Source organism: Ruminococcus sp. N15.MGS-57 (assembly GCF_000980385.1).
Classification (GTDB): Bacteria; Bacillota; Clostridia; order Oscillospirales; family Ruminococcaceae; genus Hominimerdicola; species Hominimerdicola aceti.
The window spans coordinates 1-24,946 of record NZ_LARF01000033.1 but is presented as its reverse complement, the minus strand read 5'-3'; the positions used below and the strand labels follow the sequence as shown (position 1 = coordinate 24,946).

Sequence of the window (24,946 nt, the reverse complement as noted above, 5' to 3'; positions counted from 1 at the left end):
GGCTTTGTCCTCTACGAAAAAATTGTAATGAAAGGATAGAATGTGCTTATAAACCACAACCAAAATATGCTTTGTCTTGATGAATTTGATATACTTGAACTGCGTGAAAATGCAGATGAGTGTGATTATCTTTTTGTTGTTTCGCCTAAAATTGAAACAAAGATATGCACAAAATGCGGGAGCTGCAATGTTGTCAATTACGGTCGATATACTAAACTTGTCAGAGATATCAACATAAATGAACATTATACAGCTCTTAAGATAAGAGGTCACAAACATTTGTGTAAAGACTGTGGAAGTATTTTTGTTGACAGATTCAATACACTTGATCTTTGCTCAAAAATGACTAACAGACTTAGGTGTAAGATCCAGCAATTATCATTAACAAAACCATTTAAGCATATTGCAAGAGAATACAAGTTATCTGTAACTACGATAGAGAAAATAGCTTTGGCATATATTCGAGAGAAAGATTCTCAGCATATTATGTATTCTCCTGAAGTATTAGGTATAGATGAAGCACATTTGAATGGCTCGATTAGGTGTGTTTTGACGGACATAAACGAGCACTTGCTTTTTGAAATGCTTCCAAAGAGAGACAAACAAACTGTAATGAATTATCTCGACTCATTGCCTGACAGTAACAATATTAAAGTAGTTACAATGGATATGTATAGACCCTATCGTGAGGCGGTGTATGAATGCTTACCGGATGCGGCAATAGTTATCGACAGATTTCATGTAGTCAAGTTAATTAATGACGTACTAAGCGACTATAGAAAAACACTTTGCAAACAGCTATCTGCTGCTGAAAAGAAAGAGATAAATTCAGTACAGAAAGTCTTAAATGCAAACAGAAAAGACTTAACTGCAAACCAAAACAAAAAACTTGGATACATCTATTCAAAGTATCCGGAACTAAAAATGGCATATGATCTTAAAGAAGAATTCAGAGAGATCTACGAATGTACTAACAGGAGAGCGGCTGTTCTAAAGTATACAAAATGGTCCAGAAAGGTCAAACAGAACTTTAGTCCTTACATTTCAATAACTGAAACGGTAAATCGATGGAGCCTGGAAATATTTAATTATTTTGATCACCCGTACACAAATGGCGTTACTGAAGCTATAAATGGATGTATAAAAGCAATCGCACGAGACGGGAAAGGTTATTCGTTTGAAATTCTAAGAGGAAAGGTTCTGTATGGTCAAGCCTATAAAACCAAAGCCATTTTTTCTTATAATAAATTTTCTCCGACAGTACACTATGTAACTGGTCATTCGACCCGCTCGTCATTAAATATGATCCAAAATCTTATGAATTCGTACAAACAGATATCAGGAGCCGATATTGATAGGTTAAAATTAGGACTATTCAAATAGGATAAGCTGCCACAGATTTTTCTGTAGCAGCTTATTTTTGTTTGTGCTATTTCTTCTTGCGAAGATATCCGTCGTCATCATATTTCTTAGCTATATGCTGTGCAGCTTGCCAATCGCCCCATTTGTCTACAGCCTTATCCCAAAGTTTATCTATTTGCTTTGGCGGAACGTATTCCAAATTGCCATATATTATTTCCATTTCTCTTTTGGTATAATGTTGCGACCTGACTATATACCAAAAATCATCAAGATCGATCAAGTTTTACACCCTCTTTTTTTTATTTAATGCAATACTATATTATATCATACTTTCTAAAAAAGTTTACATTTATCAACACGGAAGTTGAAATAGCCAATTTATGTAACGTTTTACAAACAAAAAACGACGGACAGTGTTTTCTCACTGCCGCCGCACCAATGGACTATTTCTGCATTAGCCTGTATTCGCTGATACCTGTCAGCACTGTAAACGCCACCTGACGCTGATAGTCCTCATTCTCCAATTTCTGAGCCTCCTCAGGGTTTGAAAGAAAACCGCACTCTATCATAACCGCAGGATTTTTGGTATTATTAAGTAGATAAAGCTCGTCGCCTACCGGCTTAGTTTCTCTGGTATTGTCAGGCTGTAAAAGGGAAACGAACTGCTTTTGCATCACTCCCGCAAGCTTTTCACCCTCGGCATTGTCTTTAGAATAGAACATCTGCGCACCGCTGTAGCGGCTGTCGGTAAACTGATTTTGGTGTATGGAAACTGATATGCCATCGGAATATTTCGAGAATATGGCAAGGCGGTTTTTCATATCGGACTTTTTCTGCTCCCCAAGCCCCTCTGTGCCTTTGTCATAGATAGAGATATCGCTTTCACGGGTGCAAACAACATCATAGCCGAGAAGCTTCAGACCGTCACGGAGGCTTTCCGCCACCGCAAGGTTTATCCCCTTTTCAGGCGTGCCGTCAACGGATACACAGCCTCCGTCCATACCGCCGTGACCTGGGTCGATGACCACCACAGGCTTATCCATGGTCGTTTTCACCGCCCCACCTGTCATGACGGCTTCACCGTTGTTTTTGCCATACCAGCACACTGCCGCAAAGCCTGCTATCACCACACAGCACAAAATATTCTGCAATCTTCTGAACATAAATCCGCCCTCCTAGTTTTTGTCCTTTGTACAAGTTATGCGGACAAAGGACGGCTTATGCAAAAAAAAATCACCGCACCACGAGAGGGTACGGTGATAAAATATTCAGCACACAGATAATATGCCAATATACGGGTGAACGCTGTTCACCTCAGCATATATCAGGCTGAAAAGACTATTTCTTTTTACGCTTTGCACATATCGCCAAACCTGCTCCAGCGGCTATTATTGCGGCTGTAACGCCTGCCGCCGCACCTGTTGACGGATTTGTTGACGAATCGGTATTATAATTCTTTGAAGCCTGAGAGCCTGCTGTTTTGTCAGGGTTAGAAATATCATTTGAAGTGTTCTTCTTTTCTACATATGTAAAGCTTGCTCCGCCCACAACGTCCCCAAGCTTATACTCGTCATATGACTCTGCAAGGGTGCCTTCATTATTAGGGACTTTGTTTTCGCCCATGGTGCTTATTGTTACAGAAAGCTCATCATAGTCGCTGTTAAGCTTTGCAAGATACGCCTGAAATTCCTCTGATGTGGCTTCCTTTCCCTCGATGGTGTATGAAGTCACGCCTTTTTTGCTGTCATATTCTGCGGTGCAGACATCAGCGGTGAGACATTCACCAAGACAGCCAAAAAGCTTTCTCACTGCGTAATGCTCCTTGCCGTCCTCTGCATATCTATCCTCTGAGAGGTATGTTTTTTCGCCAGTCTGCTTGTTTACATAAGGCTTGAAGCCGAAGCCGTTCTCACCGTCGCCATGGTCGTTCGACACATTGGTATCCGCCAAAAAGCCTGCATTGCCCATACCGATAACGTCATAAAGCCTTAAAGCAGTACCTTCATCTAAGAGGTCTGCAATACCGCCGATAACAAAGTCAGGAACGCCGTCAAAGTTTAAATCCTCAAACCAACTGTTATAGCTCCAATCAACATCACTAGCAATTTCATAAGGAGCGTCAGCCATTATCTCTTTAAGAAGATCGAGCATCTCGACTATTACGCTTACCATATCGTCCTTTTTGTTCTCCGCCGTCATGACAACGCAGTTATACTCGTTATACATTTCCAGAAGCTTATCAGCGTCAGCCTTTGCAGTTTCATCTGATGTCAGCTCTGTATTTTCCACTTCAAGAGGGATAAATCTACTGAGGGTGGACTTATAGTTATAATACTCGCTCTCGCTGACCTCTTTGCCGTCTGTTTTGTAAACAGTGCTGTCAGTTTCCAAATCGTATTCTTCCGAGCAAAGCTCCTTTTCAGTAACGCCTTTTTCAGGGTCAAAGGTCATAGTTTTTATCTTATCGTTACTTGAAAAATATGATACCTCCCCTGTATAAAGATCTCTGTAAGGCATATAATCAAAGCCCATAAATCCCGGAAAATACTGTCCATTTGCAACAGTGTCATCTATCTTTATCTCCTTGCCGTCCTTGGTAAGAATAGAATAATGTCTGTCGCCGTCAGCCATTTCGCCGCCTATTATAAACTCAGGCACACCGTCATAATCCAGATCCATGAACCATGAGCCATAGTCGAAGTAGATCTTATCGCCGTCTGCAACACTGTCCATACTCTTTAAAATATCAGGCAGCTTGCCGTCTATGAAATTGACGAAGTCTTCTCCTGCGTCCTTATCAAGGACATAGGAAGCGTCTGCCGAAGCTGTAGTGAACATCATGCTCGCTGACATAATGACCGCAATTGCCGCCGCACTTATCTTTTTTATCATACATATCACCCCACAAAAATAGTTTTCATACATATACCTACTTAATATTTCATACATATATCTACTTTATATATAACATATATCAAATAAAAAGTCAAGAAAAAAACTGACCAAAGCACACACTTTGGTCAGTTTATCACTTTTTAGGAAAGGGTATTTAGCAATATTGTATTATTGCAGGTCGCCTCTGTTAAATTCTGAAAGCTCAAGACCCTCGTTTCTTTCAAGCGCCCAGCGGATATTCCACTCGCTTGTGAAAAGAAGCAGATAGTTGTCACGGAAGTCCTTGACAAGCTTTGTGTCACTTGAAAGCTTCAATGTCTTAGGGTCGATATCCTTGTTATCTATCCAGCGGATATAAGAATAAGGCAGACTCTCTTTGAAGAGGTCAACGTTGTACTCATTTTTCATTCTGTATTCAAAAACTTCAAGCTGAAGAACGCCCACAACACCCACGATAACTTCTTCCATACCGCTGTCAGGCTCATGGAATATCTGTATCGCACCCTCTTGTGCGATCTGTGTTGTACCCTTTACGAACTGCTTTCTCTTGAGGGTATCCTTCTGACGGACTCTCATAAAATGCTCAGGTGCAAAGGTCGGGATAGACTCGAACTCGAACTTTTTCTTTGGCGAGCAAATCGTATCGCCGATAGCGAAGATACCTGGGTCAAACACACCGATGATATCTCCTGCATAGGCTTCGTCGATTATCTCTCTTTCCTGAGCCATTATCTGCTGAGGCTGAGAAAGTCTGAGCTTTTTATTGCCCTGAACGTGGAGAACTTCCATATCCTTATCGAACTTGCCTGAGCAGATACGCAGGAAAGTGATACGGTCACGGTGAGCCTTGTTCATATTCGCCTGAATTTTGAATACGAAAGCCGAGAACTCAGGGTCGAACGGATCTATGATACCGGCAGAGGAATTTCTCGGAGTAGGAGAAGTTGTCATTTCGAGGAAGTTTTCCAAAAACGGCTCAACGCCGAAGTTTGTAAGAGCAGAGCCAAAGAACACAGGCGAAAGCTCACCCTTTCTCACCTTTTCGATATCGAACTCATAGCTTGCGCCATCGAGAAGCTCGATATCATCGCAGAGAGTTGAGTGGAGATCCTCGCCGATAAGGCTGTCAAGTGACGGGTCGGAGAGGTCGACTTCTGTAGCTGCCACCTGATGCTGTCCACCGCTTGCCTCAAAAGAGATTATATGCTTTTTATCTCTGTCATAAACGCCCTTAAACTCTTTGCCTGAGCCGATAGGCCAATTCACAGGATAGGTCTGGATACCAAGCTCAGACTCTATCTGCTCCATAAGATCGAAAGGATTTCTGGACTCACGATCCATTTTATTTACGAAAGTAAATATAGGGATATGGCGCATAACGCAGACCTTGAAAAGCTTTCTGGTCTGATTTTCCACACCCTTTGAAGCGTCTATTACCATTACGGCTGAGTCTGCAGCCATAAGAGTACGGTAGGTATCCTCAGAGAAGTCCTGATGTCCAGGAGTATCCAGGATATTTATACAATAATTTTTATACTGAAACTGCATAACAGAAGAAGTTACAGAGATACCTCTTTGTTTTTCTATTTCCATCCAGTCTGAAACAGCATGTCGGGAGTTCTTTTTACCTTTTACAGCACCTGCCTGTGCTATCGCACCACCATAGAGCAGAAATTTTTCCGTAAGAGTTGTTTTACCTGCGTCAGGGTGGGAAATTATCGCAAAAGTACGGCGGCGTTTGATCTCATCTTCAAGCTTACCCAAAATTATTCCTCCATATTTCATTGCATTTTTAAACATACCTTGTTAGTATAGCACAGTATCGCTTAAATTGCAAGAGATTTTTTATGAAGAAAGCGGCGTTTGTAGAATGAGGAGTGAGGAATGAGGAATTATGGTATCGCCTGTCGGCGATAAATTTTTTGATAGAGGCGAACGCTGTTCGCCTGCTTCTTGTTTGCCAAACTTGCGTTATCCCCCATATTTGGCTTCAAGTTCTACTGCCGCAAAATCGCTTCGCTCGGTGTTGGCTTCAAAACTCGGTGCGGCGCTGTCATTCCTCACTCCTCACTCCTCACTCCTCACTTAAACCGCTCCTCACTTAACTTCGTTCCTCACTTAAACAGCCGTTGACATTCTCCACAAACTATGCTAAAATCAAATTATAAGCAATCAACTATCAAACCTACAAAGGAGGCTGTTTTATGAAAGATCTGCTTGAACTTATGAAAACCAGAAGAAGTGTACGAAAATACAAGCCTGACATGATACCGCAGGACGTTCTCGACCGCATCATACTAGCAGGAACTTATTCCGCCACAGGAAGAAACTTGCAGTCACCTATTATCATTGCTGTCACCAACAAGGAAATGCGTGACAAAATTTCTGAGATGAACAGAAAGATAGGCGGCTGGGCTGAGGGCTTCGACCCGTTCTACGGTGCGCCTGTTATTCTTATTGTACTAGCTGACAAATCCTGCCCGACTTACATTTATGACGGAAGTCTTGTTATGGGCAATCTTATGCTTGCCGCTCACAACGAGGGCGTTGGAAGCTGCTGGATACATCGTGCAAAGGAAGAATTTGAGTCTGAAGAAGGCAAAGAGATCCTCCGCAGCCTTGGCATCGAGGGCGAATACGAGGGCATCGGTCACTGCGCACTCGGCTACACTGAGGGTGAATATCCCGAGGGTCACGAGAGAAAAGACAATTGGGTATACTATATCAAATAATCCTGACAAACTATCTAAAAACAAAAAACGGAGCGGTCAAAGCCGTTCCGTTTTTTGTTCTTATTAATGAGCTGTCACGTCAGAAAATTCTATGCCGACCTGCTTGCCCTCATATGTTGCGGAATACTCAAACGTTGTGCCAACAACTGTCGCCTTGCCATTGCTGTCTATCTTGAGCTTGCACTTCGGAAGCTTCTGGATATAAAGCTGTTTTGGTTCCCCAGGATAGTTGTTGTCATATATCTGAAGGATATATTTTCTGTGGCAATCAGAATCCTGAATAAGTCCGATAGCGTTCACTGTATGAGTATCGTCTATAGTTGTAACAACTGGTATGCCAAGGCTTAGCTGGTCTTCAAGCTTTTCAAAGCCCTTACTGTCGTTGTTAAGGTTATACTCTGACGAAGAATCGTCCCACTGGAGGGCGTTAAGTCTGTAGAGTGCCTTTGCTAACTCTGCGTCATTTGAGGAATAGCCACCCTTTATTTTTTCAATGCCGTTTGCTATATCCATATCAAGCAGCTCTACCTTTTTCCAGCGGAGATTGCCGCCTGATATTTTCGTAACGTCCTTTACCCAGCCCTTGTTCTTGCTGTCATACTTATAGTCATCATTAAGGGTGAGAATATCCCCTGTGCAGGAATAGTCGAGATACTTTGTAACGTCTGAATATGTGCCCGCAAAAAGGTCTGAGGTTATCTTGCTAAGCGGCACTCTTTCGTCATACTGTTTACCAAAGTCTGTTCCGCTTATGTCATAGCCTGCGGCATTCACCTTTATGTCGCTCTTATCTGACGGAGCGATATCCCCAAGAGAAGTCTTTACATTTCCGAGATACCAATCTCTTGCCATAACAGCCATGCCGAAGTCAACGCTTGCGGTAGTTGTTGTTCTGAAATTCTTGAATGAGAAGCCGTTCACCTTTGGATCAAAGCCTGTGTTGTAGAGTGAATAACCTCTTACGTTATCGTCAGCGTTCGTGTATGTAACGATATCATAGTTCAGTGTAGTAACTATCTGCTTGTAAACGTCATTAAGGGCGTTTGCGTCGGAAGCTGAGTAATACTTTCCGCCTGTGGAATAAGCAAGCTCCTGAAGCCAATCTCTGTCAACATCTCTGCCAAGACCAACTGTGAGAACGATTATGTCCTTATCCTTTGCAGTATTTGCAAGGCTTGAAACGCTTGCAGGATTAAACTCGTCAGACTCGCCGTCTGTGAGCATCACGATGATATTTCTGTATTTTCCACCGGAAGTTGCCTTGAACTCGTCCATGCACTTTTTAAGAGCCGTCTGGCTGTGAGTGCCGTTAAATATCTCTTTCTCAGACTTTATCTTATCGAGAGCTTCCGTAAGCTTCGTCTTATCATCAGTGAAGTCTACCATCTTTTTGTAGCTTCCTGTGAACTTGCAAATGCCGACCTGATAGTGGCTCTCAAACTTGTCGATAAGATTCTTTGCAAAGTCAAGACGCTTGAAGTCAACATCATTCTCAGAAGAAGTTACACACTGCTCCTTTGGATACATAGAGCCGGAGTTATCAACGAGGAAGCAGATCCTTGTTGTGGCTTCATCATTTACAGTTTTCTCAACGCCTACCACATAAGTGCCAAGCTCTGTAAGAGAAGCAGAAACTGTCTTTTTGCTCTTGTCTACCTTTGAATCCACCTTTGTGTAAAGGGTCGAGCGTGAATCAAATCTCAGCACTGTAAGGTCATCAAATGAATATCCCATTTTACTCAGCTTTGCAGAGTCGATATCAAAAGTTATCTTTGCCGAGTTGAACTTATAGTCAGAATAAGCGTCATAAGCCTTTGTGACGATACTTGCATTTGATGAGATACCAAAGAGGTCAAGCTCAACGAGGGTCGCACTGGCAGCGTTTGCGTCGCCCTTTATTTCAAGGCGGCAGTCCCCTGCATTTTTTTCCACTGTAAGCTCTCTTTCAGCGTCATTGGTCTTTCCATCAGACTTTGACTCTCTCGGATTTGTGCCTGCCATAAGCTCATAGCCGTCAAGAAGACCATCGCCGTCAGTATCGGCTTCAATAGGGTTCGTGCCTAGCTTTATCTCATCGCCGTCGCTTATTCCGTCATTGTCAGTATCCTCGCTTTGAAGATTAGTGCCATGACGTACCTCATCGGCATTCTTTATGCCGTCACCGTCCCAGTCCTGATCGTCAGAAAACTCCGACTCCTTGAAGGTAGTGCTTATATCAAGCTTTGTTATGACCGATTTCGCCATGGCGATACGGTTATTTTCCCTTATTTTCAGGCCCACGACAACACAGGCAGCCACAAGGAACGCAAGCACTATACACAGCACCAGCAACGCTATCTTCTTTTTGCGCTTTCCTCTGTTCATGCTCTGAACAAAATCATTCGTATCAGAAAAATTTGCTTTCATAAATATTAATTCCCCTTATCAGATCACATATTTCACGATATTAATATTTTAGCATATATGTACCTCATTTGCAAGCAAAATAGCCTAGAATAATTCACAAAATAAACTGTTCTTTTTTGTTTACAAACAGTATATCTTACCAAAACATTAACAAGATAATTCTTTTATTATTAACCTAAAATAAATTAAAACCTTCTTTTTCCACAAAAAAGGGCAGCCCCTCCCGGAGCTGCCCTTTGGCATAATACTATCACTCTTCTGTAACAGTATTATAGATAACGTTCACAACGAAGTCCTTGTCATAATCTACCTGCAAGATAGAATCAGGCTCAAGCTCGTCTGCAATGATCTTCTTTGCGATAAGAGTTTCGATACGTCTTTGGATAAACCTCTTGAGAGGTCTTGCACCGAAGTTCTGATCGTAGCCCTGATTTACGATAGCTTCCTTAGCGGCGTCTGTTACCTCTATGCTGAGCCTCTTGTCTTCAAGACGCTTGCCAAGCTCTGCAAGCATAAGGTCAACTATCTTGTATATCTCCGTCTTCATAAGAGGCTTATAGTAGATTATATCGTCAAGTCTGTTAAGAAACTCAGGTCTGAACTGCTGTTTCAGCAGAGCGTCCACCTTGTCCCTTGCTTCCTGAGATATCTCGCCCTCAGGTGTGATACCCTCAAGGATATAAGGAGAACCAAGGTTTGAAGTAAGGATTATGATAGTGTTCTTGAAGTCAACCGTTCTGCCCTGTGAGTCTGTGATACGTCCGTCGTCAAGCACCTGCAAAAGGATATTGAAAACGTCAGGGTGAGCCTTTTCGATCTCGTCAAGAAGAACTACTGAATAAGGCTTTCTTCTTACAGCCTCGGTGAGCTGACCGCCCTCCTCATAGCCTACATATCCCGGAGGCGCTCCGATAAGACGGCTTACGCTGAATTTCTCCATGTACTCCGACATATCTATACGAACGATATTGTTCTCGTCGTCAAACAAAGCCTGAGCAAGAGTTTTTGCAAGCTCTGTTTTACCAACGCCTGTAGGGCCAAGGAACAGGAACGAACCTATCGGCTGATTTGGATTTGCGATACCGGCACGTGATCTCATGATAGCCTCAGACACACGCTCAACGGCTTCGTCCTGACCGATAACTCTCTCGTGGAGGATATCAGGCAGGTGGAGAAGCTTCTCACGCTCGCCCTCCATAAGCTTTGCAACAGGGATACCTGTCCAGCGGCAGATTATCCTTGCGATCTCTTCCTCTGTTACCTTATCTCTTAGCAGAGTGTTCTTTGTTTTTGACTTCTCTGCCTTTTCTTCTTCCTCGGCAAGCTGCTTCTGCAAGTCAGCCATTCTGCCGTATTTCAGCTCTGCAAGCTTGTTAAGGTCATATTCACGCTCTGCTCTCTCGATATCCTTTGAGCATTGCTCGATATCCTCACGGAGCTTCTGCACCTTAGAGATATCAGACTTCTCATTCTCCCATTTAGCTTTCATCTCATTGAACTGCTCACGCATTTCTGAAAGCTCTTTCTGCACCTCATGGAGATGTTCAACTGCAAGCTTATCAGTTTCCTTTTTAAGGACAGTTTCCTCTATCTCGTGCTGGAGTATCTTACGTCTTATCTCATCAAGCTCAGTCGGCATTGAGTCCATTTCCGTTCTGATGAGTGCGCAGGCTTCGTCCACAAGATCAATAGCCTTATCAGGGAGAAATCTGTCTGTAATATATCTGTTTGAAAGAACAGCCGCCGCAATAAGCGCCTGATCCTGAATTTTTACGCCGTGGAATACTTCGTATCTTTCTTTCAGACCACGAAGTATAGAGATAGTGTCCTCAACTGTCGGCTCGTCAACCATAACAGGCTGGAAACGTCTTTCAAGAGCGGCGTCCTTTTCGATATACTGACGGTACTCGTTAAGAGTCGTTGCACCGATACAATGGAGTTCGCCCCTTGCAAGCATAGGTTTCAGCAGGTTGCCTGCGTCCATTGCACCGTCTGACTTGCCTGCGCCAACGATATTGTGAAGCTCATCTATAAAGAGGATTATCCTGCCCTCAGACTTCTTTATCTCCTCAACGACAGCCTTAAATCTTTCCTCAAACTCGCCTCTGTATTTTGCACCTGCGATAAGCGCACCCATATCAAGTGAGAAAACCTGTCTATCTTTCAGGCTGTCAGGAACATCTCCGCTGACGATACGCTGAGCAAGACCCTCTGCAATGGCGGTCTTACCAACGCCAGGCTCACCGATAAGGCAAGGGTTGTTCTTTGTCTTTCTTGACAGTATCCTTATAACGTTTCTTATCTCGCTGTCCCTGCCGATAACAGGGTCGAGCTTATTCTGCCTTGCAAGCTCCACAAGATCCTGACCGTACTTTTTCAGCACGTCATAGGTTTCCTCCGGATTCTGGCTCGTTACCTGAGCATTTCCTCTTACAGCTTGAAGAACTTTCAGAAACTTTGTTTTTGTTACACCAAAGGTCTTGAATATTTCCTTCAAAGCACTGTTTGGGCTGTCCATGATACCCATAACAAGATGTTCAACTGAAACGTATTCGTCCTTCATTCTCGAAGCTTCCGACTCGGCTTCCGCAAAAGCCTTGTCAAGATCGCTTGAAATGTATACAGAGTCCTGCGCACGTCCGCCTACCTGTACCTTAGGTATATCGTCAACTGCTCTTGTAAGAGCCGCCTCTATATTTTCAGGGGCTATATCCATTTTTACAAAAAGCTGCGGCACAAGACCGTTTTCCTGTGAAAGCAAAGCCAGCATAAGGTGCTGCTGGTCAACAGCCTGATTTGAGTTTCTTGAGGCAATGCTCTGCGCTTCCTGCAAAGCTTCCAATGATTTCTGTGTCAATTTCTGAGCGTTCATAAAATTACCTCCCTTATCATCTTAAAAAGATATATGCTCACAGCAGGCGGAATGCTCCGCCCACCGTTTAAAGAACGACAACGCCTTTTTTCAGATATCCTTCATACATTTCAGATACCTTTCTTGCCGCCGTTTCAGGTTCTGCGGCGTTGTCAAAGTAAAGCTGAATACAGCTGTCCATACAGCTTATATAATCACCGATAGCGTTCGCTATATCCTCGTCGGTCAGCTCCGACTGAGGCGGTGCGTAAAAATCTCTTGTAAATCTGCCCTCGGCTGTTTCATAAGGCACGCCAGTAGTGAAAAGATACGAAAGATATTTTTCTTCGAGCCTTGCCCACAGCTTAAAAAAGCTGTCAAGCATTGAAATGAGCTGTGTGCTCTGAGTTCTGAAAGATACTTTCAGCCTGCCCACCTTTCCGTGAAAATCTCGGCTCAGCTCTATGCTGTATCGTATGGTCGGCTTATATTTATATCTCAAAGGACTTTTTATAGACATCATAGCGTCAGAGGGCTGATTAAGAGTCTGAAACCTGCTGTCCATAAGCTGTTCTATTTTAGAGAATATCTCACGCATTCTTTTTTCAGGGGTGAGAAGCTGAACACGCTCTGCCAAAATCTGATTTATCAGATTTGAACGGCTGGTATTCATGGAATATGCCAATCTGTCGATAGCCTCCACCACATCGTCTGCAAGCACCAGACTATACACGCTCTTGTTCACTTTGCTCTCATTCCTTTCTTTAAGGCGTTCCCATATGGCGTCGCCTTTTATCACTGTACTTATTATACCACATTCTAATAATTTGTCAATATGATTATATAATTTTAATTACGAATTATATAGATGCACAATAGAATGTATGTTCTGCACCTCTAATTTGTGCAGTTTTATTGAAAACTTGTCAAAAGTGTGATATAATAACAGATACCAAGTTGGAAAGGCGTGATAAAAATGCTCAAAGGCGTTATATTTGATATGGACGGACTAATGATAGATACGGAAAAGCTGCTCACAAGGTTTTGGTGTGAGGCGGCGAATCATTACGGCTATCCAATGACAAAGGAACACGTTCTGGGCATACGCTCTCTTGCAGCGAAGTATGCTATCCCACATCTTAAAGGCATTTTCGGAGAGGATTTTGATTACTACAAAGTTCGTGCAAAGCGTATCGAGCTTATGAACGAGTTTATCAGGCAAAACGGCATAGAAAAGAAAAAAGGGCTTGATGAGCTTCTTGACTATCTTGACAGCACAGGCCTAAAAAAAGCCGTTGCCACTGCCACCGACCTACAGCGCACCACGCTGTATCTCAGCTCTATAAATATCATTGACAGATTTGACAAGCTTATTTGCGGAAACATGATAGAAAACGGCAAGCCTGCCCCTGATATTTATCTCGCCGCCGCAAAGGAGCTGGAGCTTGACCCTGGCGAGTGCATTGCCCTCGAGGACTCACCAAACGGCATACGCTCCGCGTATGCCGCAGGCTGCAAGCCTGTTATGATACCCGACCTTTCACAGCCTGACGAGGAAACAAAAAAGCTTCTGTATGCCTGCTGTGATGACCTTTCCAAGGTCATAGGTGTGATACAAAAGCTTTTAAGATGAATATTCTGCCAATTCATGTAGGGGCGAACATTGTTCGCCCGCTTTTTGTAAAAACCTTATAAAAATTGATACAATGTTACACGAATTGACACAAACGCTACATAGGGATAGTAAAACCGATAGCTTTATCACTTCGACGGGCGAACGCTGTTCGCCCCTACACTGACTACACTGATTTGCAAAATAAAATACAAAAATGCGGATACCTCCACGAGATATCCGCATTTATTTTTTATCCTACCTAATTAATCCTCGACCTCAGAAACAGAAGACGTGTCAGTGTCCGCCTTGCTGTCCTTGTCTTTATTATCAGAAGCCTTGCCACCCAGATACTTTTCATAAATAGCTATCTGATCCTCAACAGACTTCAGCTCGTCCTTAGACTTTGTTGTAACACAAATATATTTGTGTCCATTATCATCAAGTATAGTTGAAAGGGTGTACTTTGCTTCGTCGGTAAAGCCTGTCTTTCCGCCCTCGATGCTTATGCCGTCGTCAGCCTCGCCGTCACCGTCACAATCCACATAGTAGCCCTCAATTCTCTGTGCAACAATGCTTGTAAGCTCGATACCGTCCTTGTGCTGTTTTGTCTTTGAAGTTGTGTACTTTGTTGCTGTAAGCACTTCACGGCAAGTTTCGTTATCCATAGCCGCCTTTGTGATAACTGCGATATCCTGCGCTGTGGAATAATGATTTTTGTTGTGCAGACCGCTTGCATTCACAAACTTCGTGCCGGTAAGACCAAGCTCCTGGATCTTAGCGTTCATAAGCTCAACGAACTTCTCCTCTGAGCCTGCAACTGCGTTTGCAAGACCTGTTGTTCCGTCAGCACCGCTCACAAGGATAGCTGAATAAAGCAGGTCTTTCATTGTAACAGTTTCCCCGGCTTCAAAGCCTGCTCTTGATGCGTTGTCCTCGATAAGAGGGTCGATATCATCGCTTGTGAACTTATATGTAGCGTCCATATCCTGAATATTCTCTGCGGCTACAAGAAGCGTAAGCATCTTTGTAAGAGAAGCAGGATATACCTTTTTCTCGTAATTATAACCTGCAACTATCTCGTTAGTGTCAGCGTCAACAAGTATAGCTGAGTTTGCTGTCATACCCTTTATATTTATATCCTGATAATTTGCAGACTTCACAGGATAATTGCTCACAGGCTCTTCCACAACTGATGAAAGGTCGTCAACCTCTGAAACCTCCTCAGAAGAGCTTTCCTCAGGTTTGCTGTTCACCTTAACAACTGCGTCTGCCACCTTGCTTGCCTGAATGGTATATCTTCCTGTCACCACCAATGCCGCTGAACCGACAGCCACAAGCATTATAACTATAAGCACAGCAACTATAGCTGCACCGCCCTTTTTGTTTGTCCTCTTCATTTTTACAACAATTCCTTTCCTAGTGCTTATACTGCACCTATCTCCTCTTTTTCTTCCTTATGACCATATTTCGCTTCATACTCGTTAAGAGTATCGTGACAATATTTAAGTATATCTCTTCTCGTCACAATACCTATAAAAACTTCCCTGTCATCAATAACAGGCACAAAGTTCTGATCCATTGAAAGAAGTATCAGATCCTCGATAGTAGAATAAACATAGACGGGTTTCATTCTAACACGCCTTGTTATCTCGCTTATCTTATATTTTTCCAGCTCACGCATATCCTGAATGCCATTATTGAGCATGAACCACAGAAAGTCGCCCTCTGCAAGGGTCTTTACATATCTGCCCTCACGGTCGATAACAGGCACAGCGGTAAAGCTGTGATTTTTCATTTTCTCAAGAGCCTGCCTTGCTGTGTTGTCATCATAGACAAAATCCACGCAAGCCTTCGGCTTCAAAAACTTTAGTATATTCATTTATATATATATCCTCTTGTAAGCATACGTTTTTATGCGGTAAAGACCGCACCTATAATTATACCAAAAAAACGCATACAAGTAAAGCATAGAGAGGGCATTTTCCGCCCTGCGTTTTCAACAAATCTCCACGCTGAAATTGTGCATTTTGACTTACTGCTGTGCAGACTTGTAGCCGTATGTGTAAACAAGGCTCACAAAGCTGTCATAGGATATAGTCTTAAGATCGTCCGTCTGATATCCCCCTGCACTGAGATCGTCTGTTGTAACGCCTGCTTTGTTTAAGATACCCTGACAATAGCCAAGCCTCTGATCCTCTGACATACTGTCAAAGTCCACAAGACTTGTCGCCTGAGATACGTCAAACAGGCTGTCGTCAGCGTCCCCTGAAAGCTCGTCAACAGTGTATTCTGAAACTGTATCATCTGAGCCTTCAATGGTAAAGGTCTGCGTGTATTTTTTTAAGCTTCCGTCAGATTTATCAAAATACAGGTCGATAGCAGTAATGTATGTGTCGCCCGTATAAGTGTACTCCTCGATATCGAAATCATCAGCCTCATCACTGTTTATATGACCATAGGTTCTCGGCAGGTTTTGCTTGACTATGCTTTCAAGAACGCCGTCAAGCTCCTTCACGTCTGACTTGTGATAAACACCGGTCACGTTATCGTAATCATATCCTGCTCCGTCAACATAGATAAATCCGCTGGTACCTATATCCGATGTGACTTTCAGATAGATGTTTCCGCCCTTTTTGGCTCTTACTACCTCCTGCTTTGAGCCGTCGGCCTCTGTGCAGGTCGTTTTCAGAGTGTAGTCACCGTCAAAGATCGCAGCAGTTTTTTTAATAAGCTCACCCTGCTCGTTCAATACCTTACTGTCTGCATCACTCTCGTCACCCTTGCTGTCCTCAGACTTTGCGCTGTCGGCATTGTCGGCTGTTGAAACGTTCGCCTTGCTCTCTGTGGCAGAAGAGCTGTCCTTACTATCCTTTGAACAGCCCGCTGCACACAAGCATACCACGCAAGCGCAGAGAGCCGCACATATTTTCTTTATATCCATATGTAAATATCCTTTCAGACCATGTACTATATTTCTTTTTCAAGACAATACTGCTGTTAACATTATACACCCCTTAAACTTTTATGTCAAGAGATAAGGCATAGCGTAAAGATCGGTGAATTATTTGCTATTTTACCTTATTTACGCACATAAATAACACAAAAATCACCTATCAATGTATACTGTGAGTTTATGCTTTTTTCACAAAAGTCTGGTATAATATTTGGGTATTCTGACGAAAGAACACCTAAAGAAGAAAAATATATGTGAAAGAGGAAGTAAAAATGGAAGCAGGTCTGATAATCGGAAACCAAATAATAATAATGTTCATTATCCTTATTATAGGCGCATTTTGCTATTTAAAAGGGATAATCACAAAGGACGGTACAAAACAGTTGTCCTCATTCGCACTGAATATAATCAATCCTGTGCTTATATTCATGTCCTATCAGTCAAAATATGACAAGACCCTTGTGCATGGATTGCTGTGGTCTTTTCTGCTGTCAGCGATATCCTATGCAGTGACTATCTTGCTCACCTATGTTCTTATAAGAAAAAAGACTCCCGACCTTGCGGTGGAGCGTGTTTCGTCAATATATTCAAACTGTGCATTCATGTGCATACCCCTTATAAACGGCATTTACGGCTCAGAGGGCGTTTTGTATCTTACAGCGTATCTTACGTTCTTCAACGTCCTTATCTGGACACACGGACTTATGACAATGAAAGGCGAGCGTGACTTTTCTTCTCTTGTGAAAGCCCTTATCTCACCGTCAGTTATAGCCGTTGTGATCGGTCTTATTTGCTATCTTACAAATGTCAGACTGCCGAAAGTTCCTGCAACAGCTTTGCAGTACATAGCAGATATGAACACGCCTATCGCCATGGTGATAGCAGGTGCAACAGCCGCACAGACCAACGTTTTGAAAGCTCTTCAAAACCGCCGTATCTACTACGTTTCACTGTGCAAGCTCATAATACTCCCTGTGGCAGGCTTCTTTGCAATGTGGATACTTGATCCTCCTCCGATAGTTCTTATGACAGTTACCATAGCCGCCGCCTGCCCTGCTGCGACCATGTGTACAATGTTCGCTGTAAACCTTGACAAGGACCCTAAAACAGCCTCAGAGATCTTTACAATCACCACTATCCTCAGTGCTGTAACTCTGCCGCTTATAACTATCTTTGCCGACAGACTTACATATCATATTTAAAGTCAGCCTAAGCAAACATATCCATATAAACAAAAAGACCTGTCAGCATTTCGCTGCACAGGCTGTGAAAAGATAAATAAGCTACGCTCTGCAATGCTTTCCGAAAACCTCGGAGAGCATTTTTTTATCACTCTTTTTGCTGCACCGCAGGTAATTCTATAAAAAGCCTGCCGCACACACTGATCCCCTTCATGACAACACCGTTTAAAGAGATTTCAAACGTCTTGCCTTTATAATTTTTTATCCACCCATAGTATACACCTTACTTCATCGGTGCCTCGGATAATAAAAGTATAACATATAATCAATTCACTGTCAATATTTCTTTGAACAAATAGCATATAAATTGTATATTTCAATAAAACAACCAGAAAATTTATAGCGTTTTACACAAAATTGTCAGAAAGCATTCTCAAACAAGACACAATTTCTCCGCTATTTTACTTTTTTCTGCAAAATATTATCCTCCGCCCTCATAAAAAATCTGTATACATCTCCAAGAGAAGCAAGGTCACTGCATACTGTGTCCAGCAAGTTCACGTTGAAAAGCAGCTTAGGGTCTTCACTGTCAAAGCTTACACCGATATCCTTTTTATTGAGCCACAAAGCGTCCTCACGGCTGGCATTTGGAAAATGGTCACGCTTATACTCGTCACCGAACAAAACAAACTTGCTGTTCGCTTTCAAAGCTTTGCGAGCCTTGTTATATTCCTGCGCCCCTGCAAGTATCATCGCCCTCATTTCGTCCATGCTTTCTCTGTCGGTTTTGTAATATCCACAACCATAGCCGAAACCATGGGTAGAGATATAGAAATAAAACTCAGGCATGGGGTGATATTCGCTTTTGTCACGCTGGCATTTCAAAGAACACCACACGCTCTCTCTGAATATGGGTCCGCCCTTGTTGTAACGTGCGTCTTTGTAAAGCCTTGATATCTTTTTCGGGTTGCATACTATCCTGCTGTCGATATCGTTCATTATAGGCGTGAGCGCAGTGATAAGCTCCGCAAAAGGCTCTTCTATGAGCCTGTGATAATCCGCCTTATGCTCCTTGAACCAATCCTTACTATCTCTCGTATGATTTTCAAACAAAAAGCCGATAGCCTCTTCACTAAATAGCATTTTTCTCTCTCCTTGATGTTTCTAAACTTATTATAGTATATCACGATTTGCATTTTTAATCAAGAAAAAAGAGCCTGCCAAAGCAAGCTCTCTTCCAAATGGATTTTATGAATGAAGACCCATTTCGTAAGCGGTTTTCATGTGTACACTGCTCTGCACTTCGCCCTTGTCCCACACGCCTGTGCCGTAAAGGATACCCTTTTCAACTGCCCCGTCAAGACAGTCAAGAGTAAATCCCCTTATGCTCTCAACTGTCTTTTCAAGGTTAGCGGCATTGGTATCAGCCGCAGTGAGTATATAATACACTTCTTTGTTTACCATTTCAGTGTATCTCGGCACTGTTCTGTCAATGAGTGTCTTGAGCTGAGCGTCCATGGTGTAGAAATAAACAGGCGTTGCAAAAACGATAACGTCAGCGTTCACCATTTTGTCCATTATCTCCGCCATATCGTCTTTCTGCACGCACTTGTGAGTGCTGTTGCAAACGCCACAGCCTGTGCAGTAGTTCACCTTAAAGTTCCTGAGAAATATTTTTTTCACCTTGTGTCCTGCCTGCTGTGCACCCTTTATGAACTCATCGCAAAGCACGTCGGAATTTCCGCCCTTTCTAGGACTTGCAGATATAACAAGTATATTTTTCATATTGTCACCTCAAATATCAAAGTGTCTTTATAACGTCATCGGCTATCTGCTCAGGGGTAAGATGATTTTCTTTCAGCACCTCGGCAGGGTCATAGCGGTCATAGAACTTCTTTTCAAGACCAAAGCAAAGGGTCTTTACATCACTGTCGCCGTAAAATCTTGCTATCTTCTCGCCAAAGCCGCCCTCAAGAACGCCGTCCTCAAGAGTGATAATGGTCTTGTGGTCAGCCTTAAGGCTTTCAAGCATTTCCTTATCAATGCCTGTGATGTAGTAAGGGTTTATTACAGTAGCCTTGACACCTGTTTTTTCCTCGATAAGCTTTGCAGCCTCAACGCCCAAGCCGTAGAATGAACCCAGTGCGATAACAGCAACCTGACTGCCCTTCTGTGTCATCTCATACTTGTTGAGCTTTGAAAGATCCTTTGTGAAAGGCTTGCCGTCTGAAACAAGGCTTGCATGAACTCTTATTGCAACAGGGTGTTCTTTCTGTTCAAGGGACCAATCCAGCATTGCAAGATATTCTTCCTTTGTTACAGGTGCAAGATAAACAAGCTCAGGGATATTTGATATCATCGGTATATCATAAATTCCAAGGTGAGTAACGTCACTCATGCCGTAAACCGAAGCCGCAAAAACAGCTATTGTAACAGGACTTTTATTTATGCAAACGTCCTGAGAAAGCTGGTCGTAGGTACGCTGTAAGAACGAGCTGTAAACACCGTAGAAAGGCTTTCCATCGTTCTTTGCTATACCTGAGGCAAGTGCCATTGCGTGTTCCTCTGCAATGCCCACGTCCATAAACTGCTTGCCTGCTTTCTTTCTGACATCAGGAGTGAAGCCGAAAACCGTCGGAGTAGCGGAGGTTATAGCACACACGGACTTGTCAGCCTGCATTTTCTCAAGGAGATAATTGCAGGTAACAGTTCCGTAATCCTCGCCCTCAGAATTGTAAAGGGACTTGCCTGTTTCAGGGTCGAAGGGCATATGCCAGTGCCATGTTTCCTTATCCTTTTCCGCAGGAGCATAGCCCTTGCCCTTTTGTGTTACAATGTGAACGGCAACAGGCTTTTTGCTGTCCTTTACACTCTCAAACGCCTTGATGAGCGAGGTGATATCGTTGCCGTCCTTAACGAAAACATAGTCAAGACCCATTGCCTTGAAAAGGTTACATTCAGCCTTGCCCTCGGTATCACGAAGAAGCTTGAGATTTCTGTACATACCGCCGTGGTTTTCTGCGATAGACATATCGTTATCGTTCACAACGATTATGAAGTTGGTATCCATTTCCCCTGCAAAGTCGATACCCTCCAGAGCTTCGCCACCGCTGAGAGAGCCGTCGCCTATAACAGCGATAACATTGCCCTCCTCGCCCTTGAGATCTCTAGCCTTTGCAAGACCGCTTGCAAGGCTCACAGAAGTGGAAGTATGGCCAACCGTAAAAATGTCATGCTCGCTCTCCTCTGGGTTTGTGTAGCCTGAGATATCATCGAACTTGTCAGCATCAAGGTAGGACTCCTTTCTGCCTGTGAGCATTTTATGTGGATAGCTTTGATGTGAAACGTCAAAAACTATCTTGTCCTTAGGGGACTCAAAAACGTAGTGCATAGCGATAGTGGCTTCCACCATGCCAAAGTTAGGACCAAAATGTCCACCATGCTTGCTGAGCCTGAAAAGCAGAGCCTTTCTCATTTCCTCAGCCAGCGCTGTCATTTCATCAACAGTGAGCTTTTTAACGTCAGCAGGTGAGTTTATTTTTTCAAGATACATTTTCATTTCCTCCTGTTTTATTTATAATTTTTCTTAGCTTTAGCTTACTTATATTGTACCACCTGGAGTTAGCTCCAAGTCAACAGGTTGTAGAGATATTTTACATTTTATTAACAATCGACCTAACAAAAAAGCACGGTCATGTGCCGTGCTTAGTATATTTCTCTTGAAAAAAATTAATGCCGTGCTATAATTATAGTATCACCAATATCACACCGGAAAGGTCTTGAAAGCATGAAATACAAAGTTATAGACATAAGTGAAGAGGATTACGGCTGCGAGGGCATACCGGAGGACAGCGAACTCATGTGCAGTGTTTTGATTGAAAGCTCTGACGGCACACAAAAATGGTTGAAAATAGCTGACCGATATCTCAGAGAAAACAACATTGATATAGGCAGTGTCATCACTGCAGACTAGCCTGCCTCCCCTGGAATATCACGCATTATCCACGCAAGCTGTTCTTCTGTAGGCTCTTCTATCTCATAGCCGTTGACATTGTCGCCCTTGAAACAGTTTTGATACAGCTCCACCCATGCAAATGTTGACAGTTTGCAATCAGAATAGATTTCTTTTTCACCTTTGTACGGCAGATCTTCAGGATAGCAGGTCTTGATAATAGGATTTCCATAAGGGGTGCAGTCCTCGAACTTATCCAAAGAAGAACCCACACAGCACACTCCGCTCAGTGAATATCTTGCCACAAGATACTTTTCACCATCCTCATCAGGGTTCTTTTTAAACGCTATCTGCGCCAGCTCGACAATAGCTTCTGCGGCGTATATAGGGCAAGGAATTAAATATCCGTTGTGAAGCTCAAAGATCTTGTCCTTGTAATGAAAAGTCTTTCGCTTTTCGATAGTGCCATATTCTGCATACTGAAAAATGTTCAGCTCAGGGGCATCGGAGTAATAGTCGGTGACAATTTTCCCTGCCTTACTGCGGAAATAGCGTTGTTTCTGCGCTTCAAGATGGTTCGATTCCACATTTTCATCAGAAAAATAATTGTGTTCAAATTCGTCGATATCCTCAGTAAAAAACGAAGCTGTACCGCTTGTGCATGAGGGAAAGTTGGCGTCAAACAAGGTTATTTTGTATATCATATGAATTTCCTTTCTTAGAAGCAGTGCCAAGCATTTCGGTACTGCTTTTATTATATCTTATTATGTTTACGTTTGAGATAAACAAGACTATTTTTCTTTGTCGCAAAGGAGAAAATATTCGCTCATGAGTTTAGCGAGGTGTAACTACACTCATATCTTAAATCAACATCATAATTTTGTCAATTGTTTTATTTGTAAATTGCCAGTAATTTGTATCTTTATGCAAATTGATACTGCAAAATTTGTAGCAGATAAACAAAAAAAGCCGCAGACAAAACGTCTACGACTTAGAAAACACTCTGGCAGGGGCAGAAGGATTCGAACCCTCGGCACGCGGTTTTGGAGATATTTACCAATTCTGCATTTTAATCGTACTTGACAAATCGTCAAAATATGTTATGATATAGTAAAAAATACAAGGAGGAAGAATTATGAGACTTATTGAAAACAAAAAGGAAGCAACTACACTTGCAGGTGGCTGCAACGAACTGATCAAGCCCGAAAAACTGACTAAAATGCTCAAACATGATGAGGCTATCAAGTATTGCCATGATTTCTTTGAGTATACCACTACAAGGTTTGGCTTCAACGGCAGCAAGATCTACAAGATCGATGAGGGAAAAGCTACTGCCGAGTTTGACGATCTTGAGGATCTTGAAGAAACATTCATCCGAAAGAACAAAGAAATGGACACAGAGCTTCATGAAGCACAGATTGAGGAACGAACAGAAGCTATCATGAGAGTAGCTGCTGAAGCTGACCTTGATGAGCTTAAAAGATACAAGATGTTCATAGACTATGAGATTGAAAAGAAAAAGGGTAACAATCCTCCTAATCCTTTTACAATGGAAAATCTCTGGTACAGATAGAAAACAAAAAGCTGATGAGACAATACTCATTGGCTTTTTCTTTTTCGGGAAGCTAAGCTATGAAAATTGCTGCTGAGAATATCGGCAGCTTTTTTGATAGCTTGACTATCAGGCATAGACAGGGTAGCTCCCTGAGCGGCAGGACGGTGTTCTCCCCTGCTGCTTTTTCTATGTCATCATTGGGGAACACAAAATGATATCAAGAAAGGATGTTCATAATGGAGAACACAATTATTTCGATCATAACTGAAAAAGGCGGCACAGGAAAAACAACTACAACATTCAACCTAGGTTGCGCACTAGGAAAGCTCGGCAAAAAAGTGCTACTTATCGACCTTGACAAGCAGGGCAACCTCACTTCGTATTGCTCAGAGTCAGCAGTAAAAAAGACCATAGCAGATCTTATCTACAGTTCAGCGTCTGGTGATACTTCTATAGACTATGCAGAGTATATCAAGAATTCTGAGAAAAATCCAAACGTTGACTATATATCCGCAGGACGTATGCTCGGTTCGGCTAACAGCGTGATCGCCTCATCCGCCAACTGTAACTATATACTCAAGCTCATGCTCCGTGATAAGGCTTTGACGGATACCTATGACTACATACTCATAGACAATCGTCCTGACCTTGATCTTCTTGCGCAGAATGCTCTTAACGCTTCAGACTTCGTTATTATACCAATAGACGCTGGTATATTCGCCTTTGACGCCATTGACCTCATTACAGAAAAGGTCAATGCTATAAGGGCAACAACGAATCCAGGTCTTAAAATACTCGGCATTCTCGAAAACAGGAGCAATATAACCACAACGTCAAAAGAAATAGACGTTGCCTGCCGAAAGATATATGGAAATACAGTTTTTGATACTGTCATCCCAGCTCGTCCTGAGCAGGTCAACAAAACAGTGAAAAGCTATGCTGGATGTGTTAATTTGACAGGCAATACGCTTGCTGAAAAGTACACAGAGTTTGCAGAAGAAGTAATGGAAAGGGTGAATAGATAATGTGCAGCTTGCTTGAAAGACGCAGCCAACATCAGGAGAATATGCAATCTGAGGCTGAAAACATCAACCATGAGCTTGCCGCTGAGTATCTTAATCAGTGGCAAGGTACAGCTCAGAGGATCGTTGAGCTGGATATAAACAGTATCAAACCATACAGAACGCCTGAGGGTAAAGAACAGCCATACAAGATAAGGCAATCCAAGGTCGAGCGGCTGGCTATCTCTATAAGGGACCTGGGTGTCCTGCAGCCAGTTATAGTTCGCAGAAAAGAAAATGAATATGAGATACTTGCAGGTCATCATAGATACTATGCGGCTAGGCTGTGCGGTCTGACGACTATTCCATGCCAGATTAAGGACAACATAGACGACTTTACGGCATATATGATCGTTGCAGAGTCTAATACAAGAACAGATGAT

At 42.7% G+C, this 24,946-nt stretch carries 23 protein-coding genes; 9 read left to right on the top strand and 14 right to left on the bottom strand.

Features of this window, described 5'->3' with window-relative positions; all coding sequences use genetic code 11:
- The first annotated feature begins 66 nt into the window (after positions 1-66).
- Positions 67-1,383, top strand: coding sequence for an ISL3 family transposase (locus tag WS40_RS07830; RefSeq protein ID WP_325208486.1), 1,317 nt, complete (start codon positions 67-69; stop codon positions 1,381-1,383).
- Between the two features lie 46 nt (positions 1,384-1,429).
- Here the strand turns inward: WS40_RS07830 and WS40_RS07825 are convergent, their stop codons facing one another.
- From WS40_RS07825 to WS40_RS07810, 4 genes are all read right to left on the bottom strand, one after another.
- Positions 1,430-1,582, bottom strand: coding sequence for a hypothetical protein (locus WS40_RS07825; protein ID WP_288177780.1), 153 nt, complete (start codon positions 1,580-1,582; stop codon positions 1,430-1,432).
- Between the two features lie 223 nt (positions 1,583-1,805).
- On the bottom strand, positions 1,806-2,525 hold the full coding sequence (locus WS40_RS07820; protein ID WP_046441586.1) for an N-acetylmuramoyl-L-alanine amidase: 720 nt from the start codon (positions 2,523-2,525) through the stop codon (positions 1,806-1,808).
- A gap of 175 nt (positions 2,526-2,700) precedes the next feature.
- Positions 2,701-4,254 carry an NPXTG-anchored protein gene (locus tag WS40_RS07815; RefSeq protein WP_046441585.1) on the bottom strand — a complete coding sequence of 518 codons (1,554 nt, stop codon included), beginning with the start codon at positions 4,252-4,254 and terminating at the stop codon, positions 2,701-2,703.
- Positions 4,255-4,425: 171 nt separating this feature from the next.
- A complete protein-coding gene (locus tag WS40_RS07810) occupies positions 4,426-6,042 on the bottom strand; it encodes a peptide chain release factor 3 (protein WP_442973535.1) in 1,617 nt (538 codons plus the stop codon).
- Between the two features lie 419 nt (positions 6,043-6,461).
- Between WS40_RS07810 and WS40_RS07805 the strand changes: the two genes are divergently transcribed.
- Entirely contained in the window at positions 6,462-6,989 is a 528-nt protein-coding gene (locus WS40_RS07805; protein ID WP_046441583.1) for a nitroreductase, read from the top strand.
- A gap of 63 nt (positions 6,990-7,052) precedes the next feature.
- On the opposite strand, the gene WS40_RS07800 is transcribed toward WS40_RS07805, so the two are convergent.
- The 3 genes from WS40_RS07800 to WS40_RS07790 all read right to left on the bottom strand — a co-directional run bounded on the left by WS40_RS07800 (position 7,053) and on the right by WS40_RS07790 (position 12,991).
- Entirely contained in the window at positions 7,053-9,395 is a 2,343-nt protein-coding gene (locus WS40_RS07800) for a vWA domain-containing protein (protein ID WP_046441582.1), read from the bottom strand.
- A 250-nt stretch (positions 9,396-9,645) separates the two neighbouring features.
- Positions 9,646-12,267, bottom strand: a complete 2,622-nt coding sequence (gene clpB, locus WS40_RS07795) for an ATP-dependent chaperone ClpB (RefSeq protein ID WP_046441581.1) — start codon at positions 12,265-12,267, stop codon at positions 9,646-9,648.
- Between the two features lie 67 nt (positions 12,268-12,334).
- The gene (locus WS40_RS07790; RefSeq protein WP_046441580.1) at positions 12,335-12,991 is read right to left on the bottom strand and encodes a CopG family transcriptional regulator; all 657 of its coding nucleotides are present in this window, start codon (positions 12,989-12,991) and stop codon (positions 12,335-12,337) included.
- A 231-nt stretch (positions 12,992-13,222) separates the two neighbouring features.
- On the opposite strand from WS40_RS07790, the gene WS40_RS07785 reads away from it, so the two are divergent.
- Positions 13,223-13,879 carry an HAD family hydrolase gene (locus WS40_RS07785; RefSeq protein WP_022288262.1) on the top strand — a complete coding sequence of 219 codons (657 nt, stop codon included), beginning with the start codon at positions 13,223-13,225 and terminating at the stop codon, positions 13,877-13,879.
- A gap of 245 nt (positions 13,880-14,124) precedes the next feature.
- Here WS40_RS07785 and WS40_RS07780 read toward each other — a convergent pair whose 3' ends face one another.
- From WS40_RS07780 to WS40_RS07770, 3 genes are all read right to left on the bottom strand, one after another.
- Positions 14,125-15,258 (bottom strand): D-alanyl-D-alanine carboxypeptidase family protein, encoded by a 1,134-nt coding sequence (locus tag WS40_RS07780; protein ID WP_022288261.1) that lies wholly within the window; start codon positions 15,256-15,258, stop codon positions 14,125-14,127.
- Positions 15,259-15,284: 26 nt separating this feature from the next.
- The gene (locus WS40_RS07775; RefSeq protein WP_046441579.1) at positions 15,285-15,740 is read right to left on the bottom strand and encodes a CBS domain-containing protein; all 456 of its coding nucleotides are present in this window, start codon (positions 15,738-15,740) and stop codon (positions 15,285-15,287) included.
- A 153-nt stretch (positions 15,741-15,893) separates the two neighbouring features.
- Entirely contained in the window at positions 15,894-16,802 is a 909-nt protein-coding gene (locus WS40_RS07770) for a hypothetical protein (protein WP_046441578.1), read from the bottom strand.
- Positions 16,803-17,068: 266 nt separating this feature from the next.
- Here WS40_RS07770 and WS40_RS07765 point away from each other — a divergent pair, with 266 nt between their 5' ends.
- The gene (locus WS40_RS07765) at positions 17,069-18,016 is read left to right on the top strand and encodes an AEC family transporter (RefSeq protein WP_325208485.1); all 948 of its coding nucleotides are present in this window, start codon (positions 17,069-17,071) and stop codon (positions 18,014-18,016) included.
- A gap of 435 nt (positions 18,017-18,451) precedes the next feature.
- On the opposite strand, the gene WS40_RS07760 is transcribed toward WS40_RS07765, so the two are convergent.
- The 3 genes from WS40_RS07760 to WS40_RS07750 all read right to left on the bottom strand — a co-directional run bounded on the left by WS40_RS07760 (position 18,452) and on the right by WS40_RS07750 (position 21,548).
- A complete protein-coding gene (locus WS40_RS07760; protein WP_046441576.1) occupies positions 18,452-19,138 on the bottom strand; it encodes a DUF2461 domain-containing protein in 687 nt (228 codons plus the stop codon).
- A gap of 105 nt (positions 19,139-19,243) precedes the next feature.
- Positions 19,244-19,780 carry a flavodoxin family protein gene (locus WS40_RS07755; protein ID WP_046441575.1) on the bottom strand — a complete coding sequence of 179 codons (537 nt, stop codon included), beginning with the start codon at positions 19,778-19,780 and terminating at the stop codon, positions 19,244-19,246.
- Positions 19,781-19,796: 16 nt separating this feature from the next.
- Entirely contained in the window at positions 19,797-21,548 is a 1,752-nt protein-coding gene (locus tag WS40_RS07750; protein ID WP_046441574.1) for a 1-deoxy-D-xylulose-5-phosphate synthase, read from the bottom strand.
- A gap of 234 nt (positions 21,549-21,782) precedes the next feature.
- Between WS40_RS07750 and WS40_RS07745 the strand changes: the two genes are divergently transcribed.
- Positions 21,783-21,968 carry a hypothetical protein gene (locus WS40_RS07745; RefSeq protein WP_046441573.1) on the top strand — a complete coding sequence of 62 codons (186 nt, stop codon included), beginning with the start codon at positions 21,783-21,785 and terminating at the stop codon, positions 21,966-21,968.
- Here WS40_RS07745 and WS40_RS07740 read toward each other — a convergent pair.
- Positions 21,965-22,651, bottom strand: a complete 687-nt coding sequence (locus WS40_RS07740) for a hypothetical protein (RefSeq protein ID WP_046441572.1) — start codon at positions 22,649-22,651, stop codon at positions 21,965-21,967. The genes WS40_RS07745 and WS40_RS07740 overlap by 4 nt on opposite strands.
- Positions 22,652-23,082: 431 nt before the next feature.
- Here WS40_RS07740 and WS40_RS07735 point away from each other — a divergent pair, with 431 nt between their 5' ends.
- The 4 genes from WS40_RS07735 to WS40_RS07725 form a co-directional block, all read left to right on the top strand.
- Positions 23,083-23,520, top strand: a complete 438-nt coding sequence (locus WS40_RS07735; protein WP_046441571.1) for a hypothetical protein — start codon at positions 23,083-23,085, stop codon at positions 23,518-23,520.
- Between the two features lie 59 nt (positions 23,521-23,579).
- Positions 23,580-23,717, top strand: a complete 138-nt coding sequence (locus tag WS40_RS11540) for a hypothetical protein (RefSeq protein ID WP_181982810.1) — start codon at positions 23,580-23,582, stop codon at positions 23,715-23,717.
- A gap of 21 nt (positions 23,718-23,738) precedes the next feature.
- Entirely contained in the window at positions 23,739-24,527 is a 789-nt protein-coding gene (locus WS40_RS07730; protein WP_046441570.1) for a ParA family protein, read from the top strand.
- Positions 24,527-24,946: ParB N-terminal domain-containing protein (locus tag WS40_RS07725; protein WP_325208484.1), on the top strand; the 420-nt coding region annotated here is incomplete at its 3' end. The genes WS40_RS07730 and WS40_RS07725, both read left to right, overlap by 1 nt.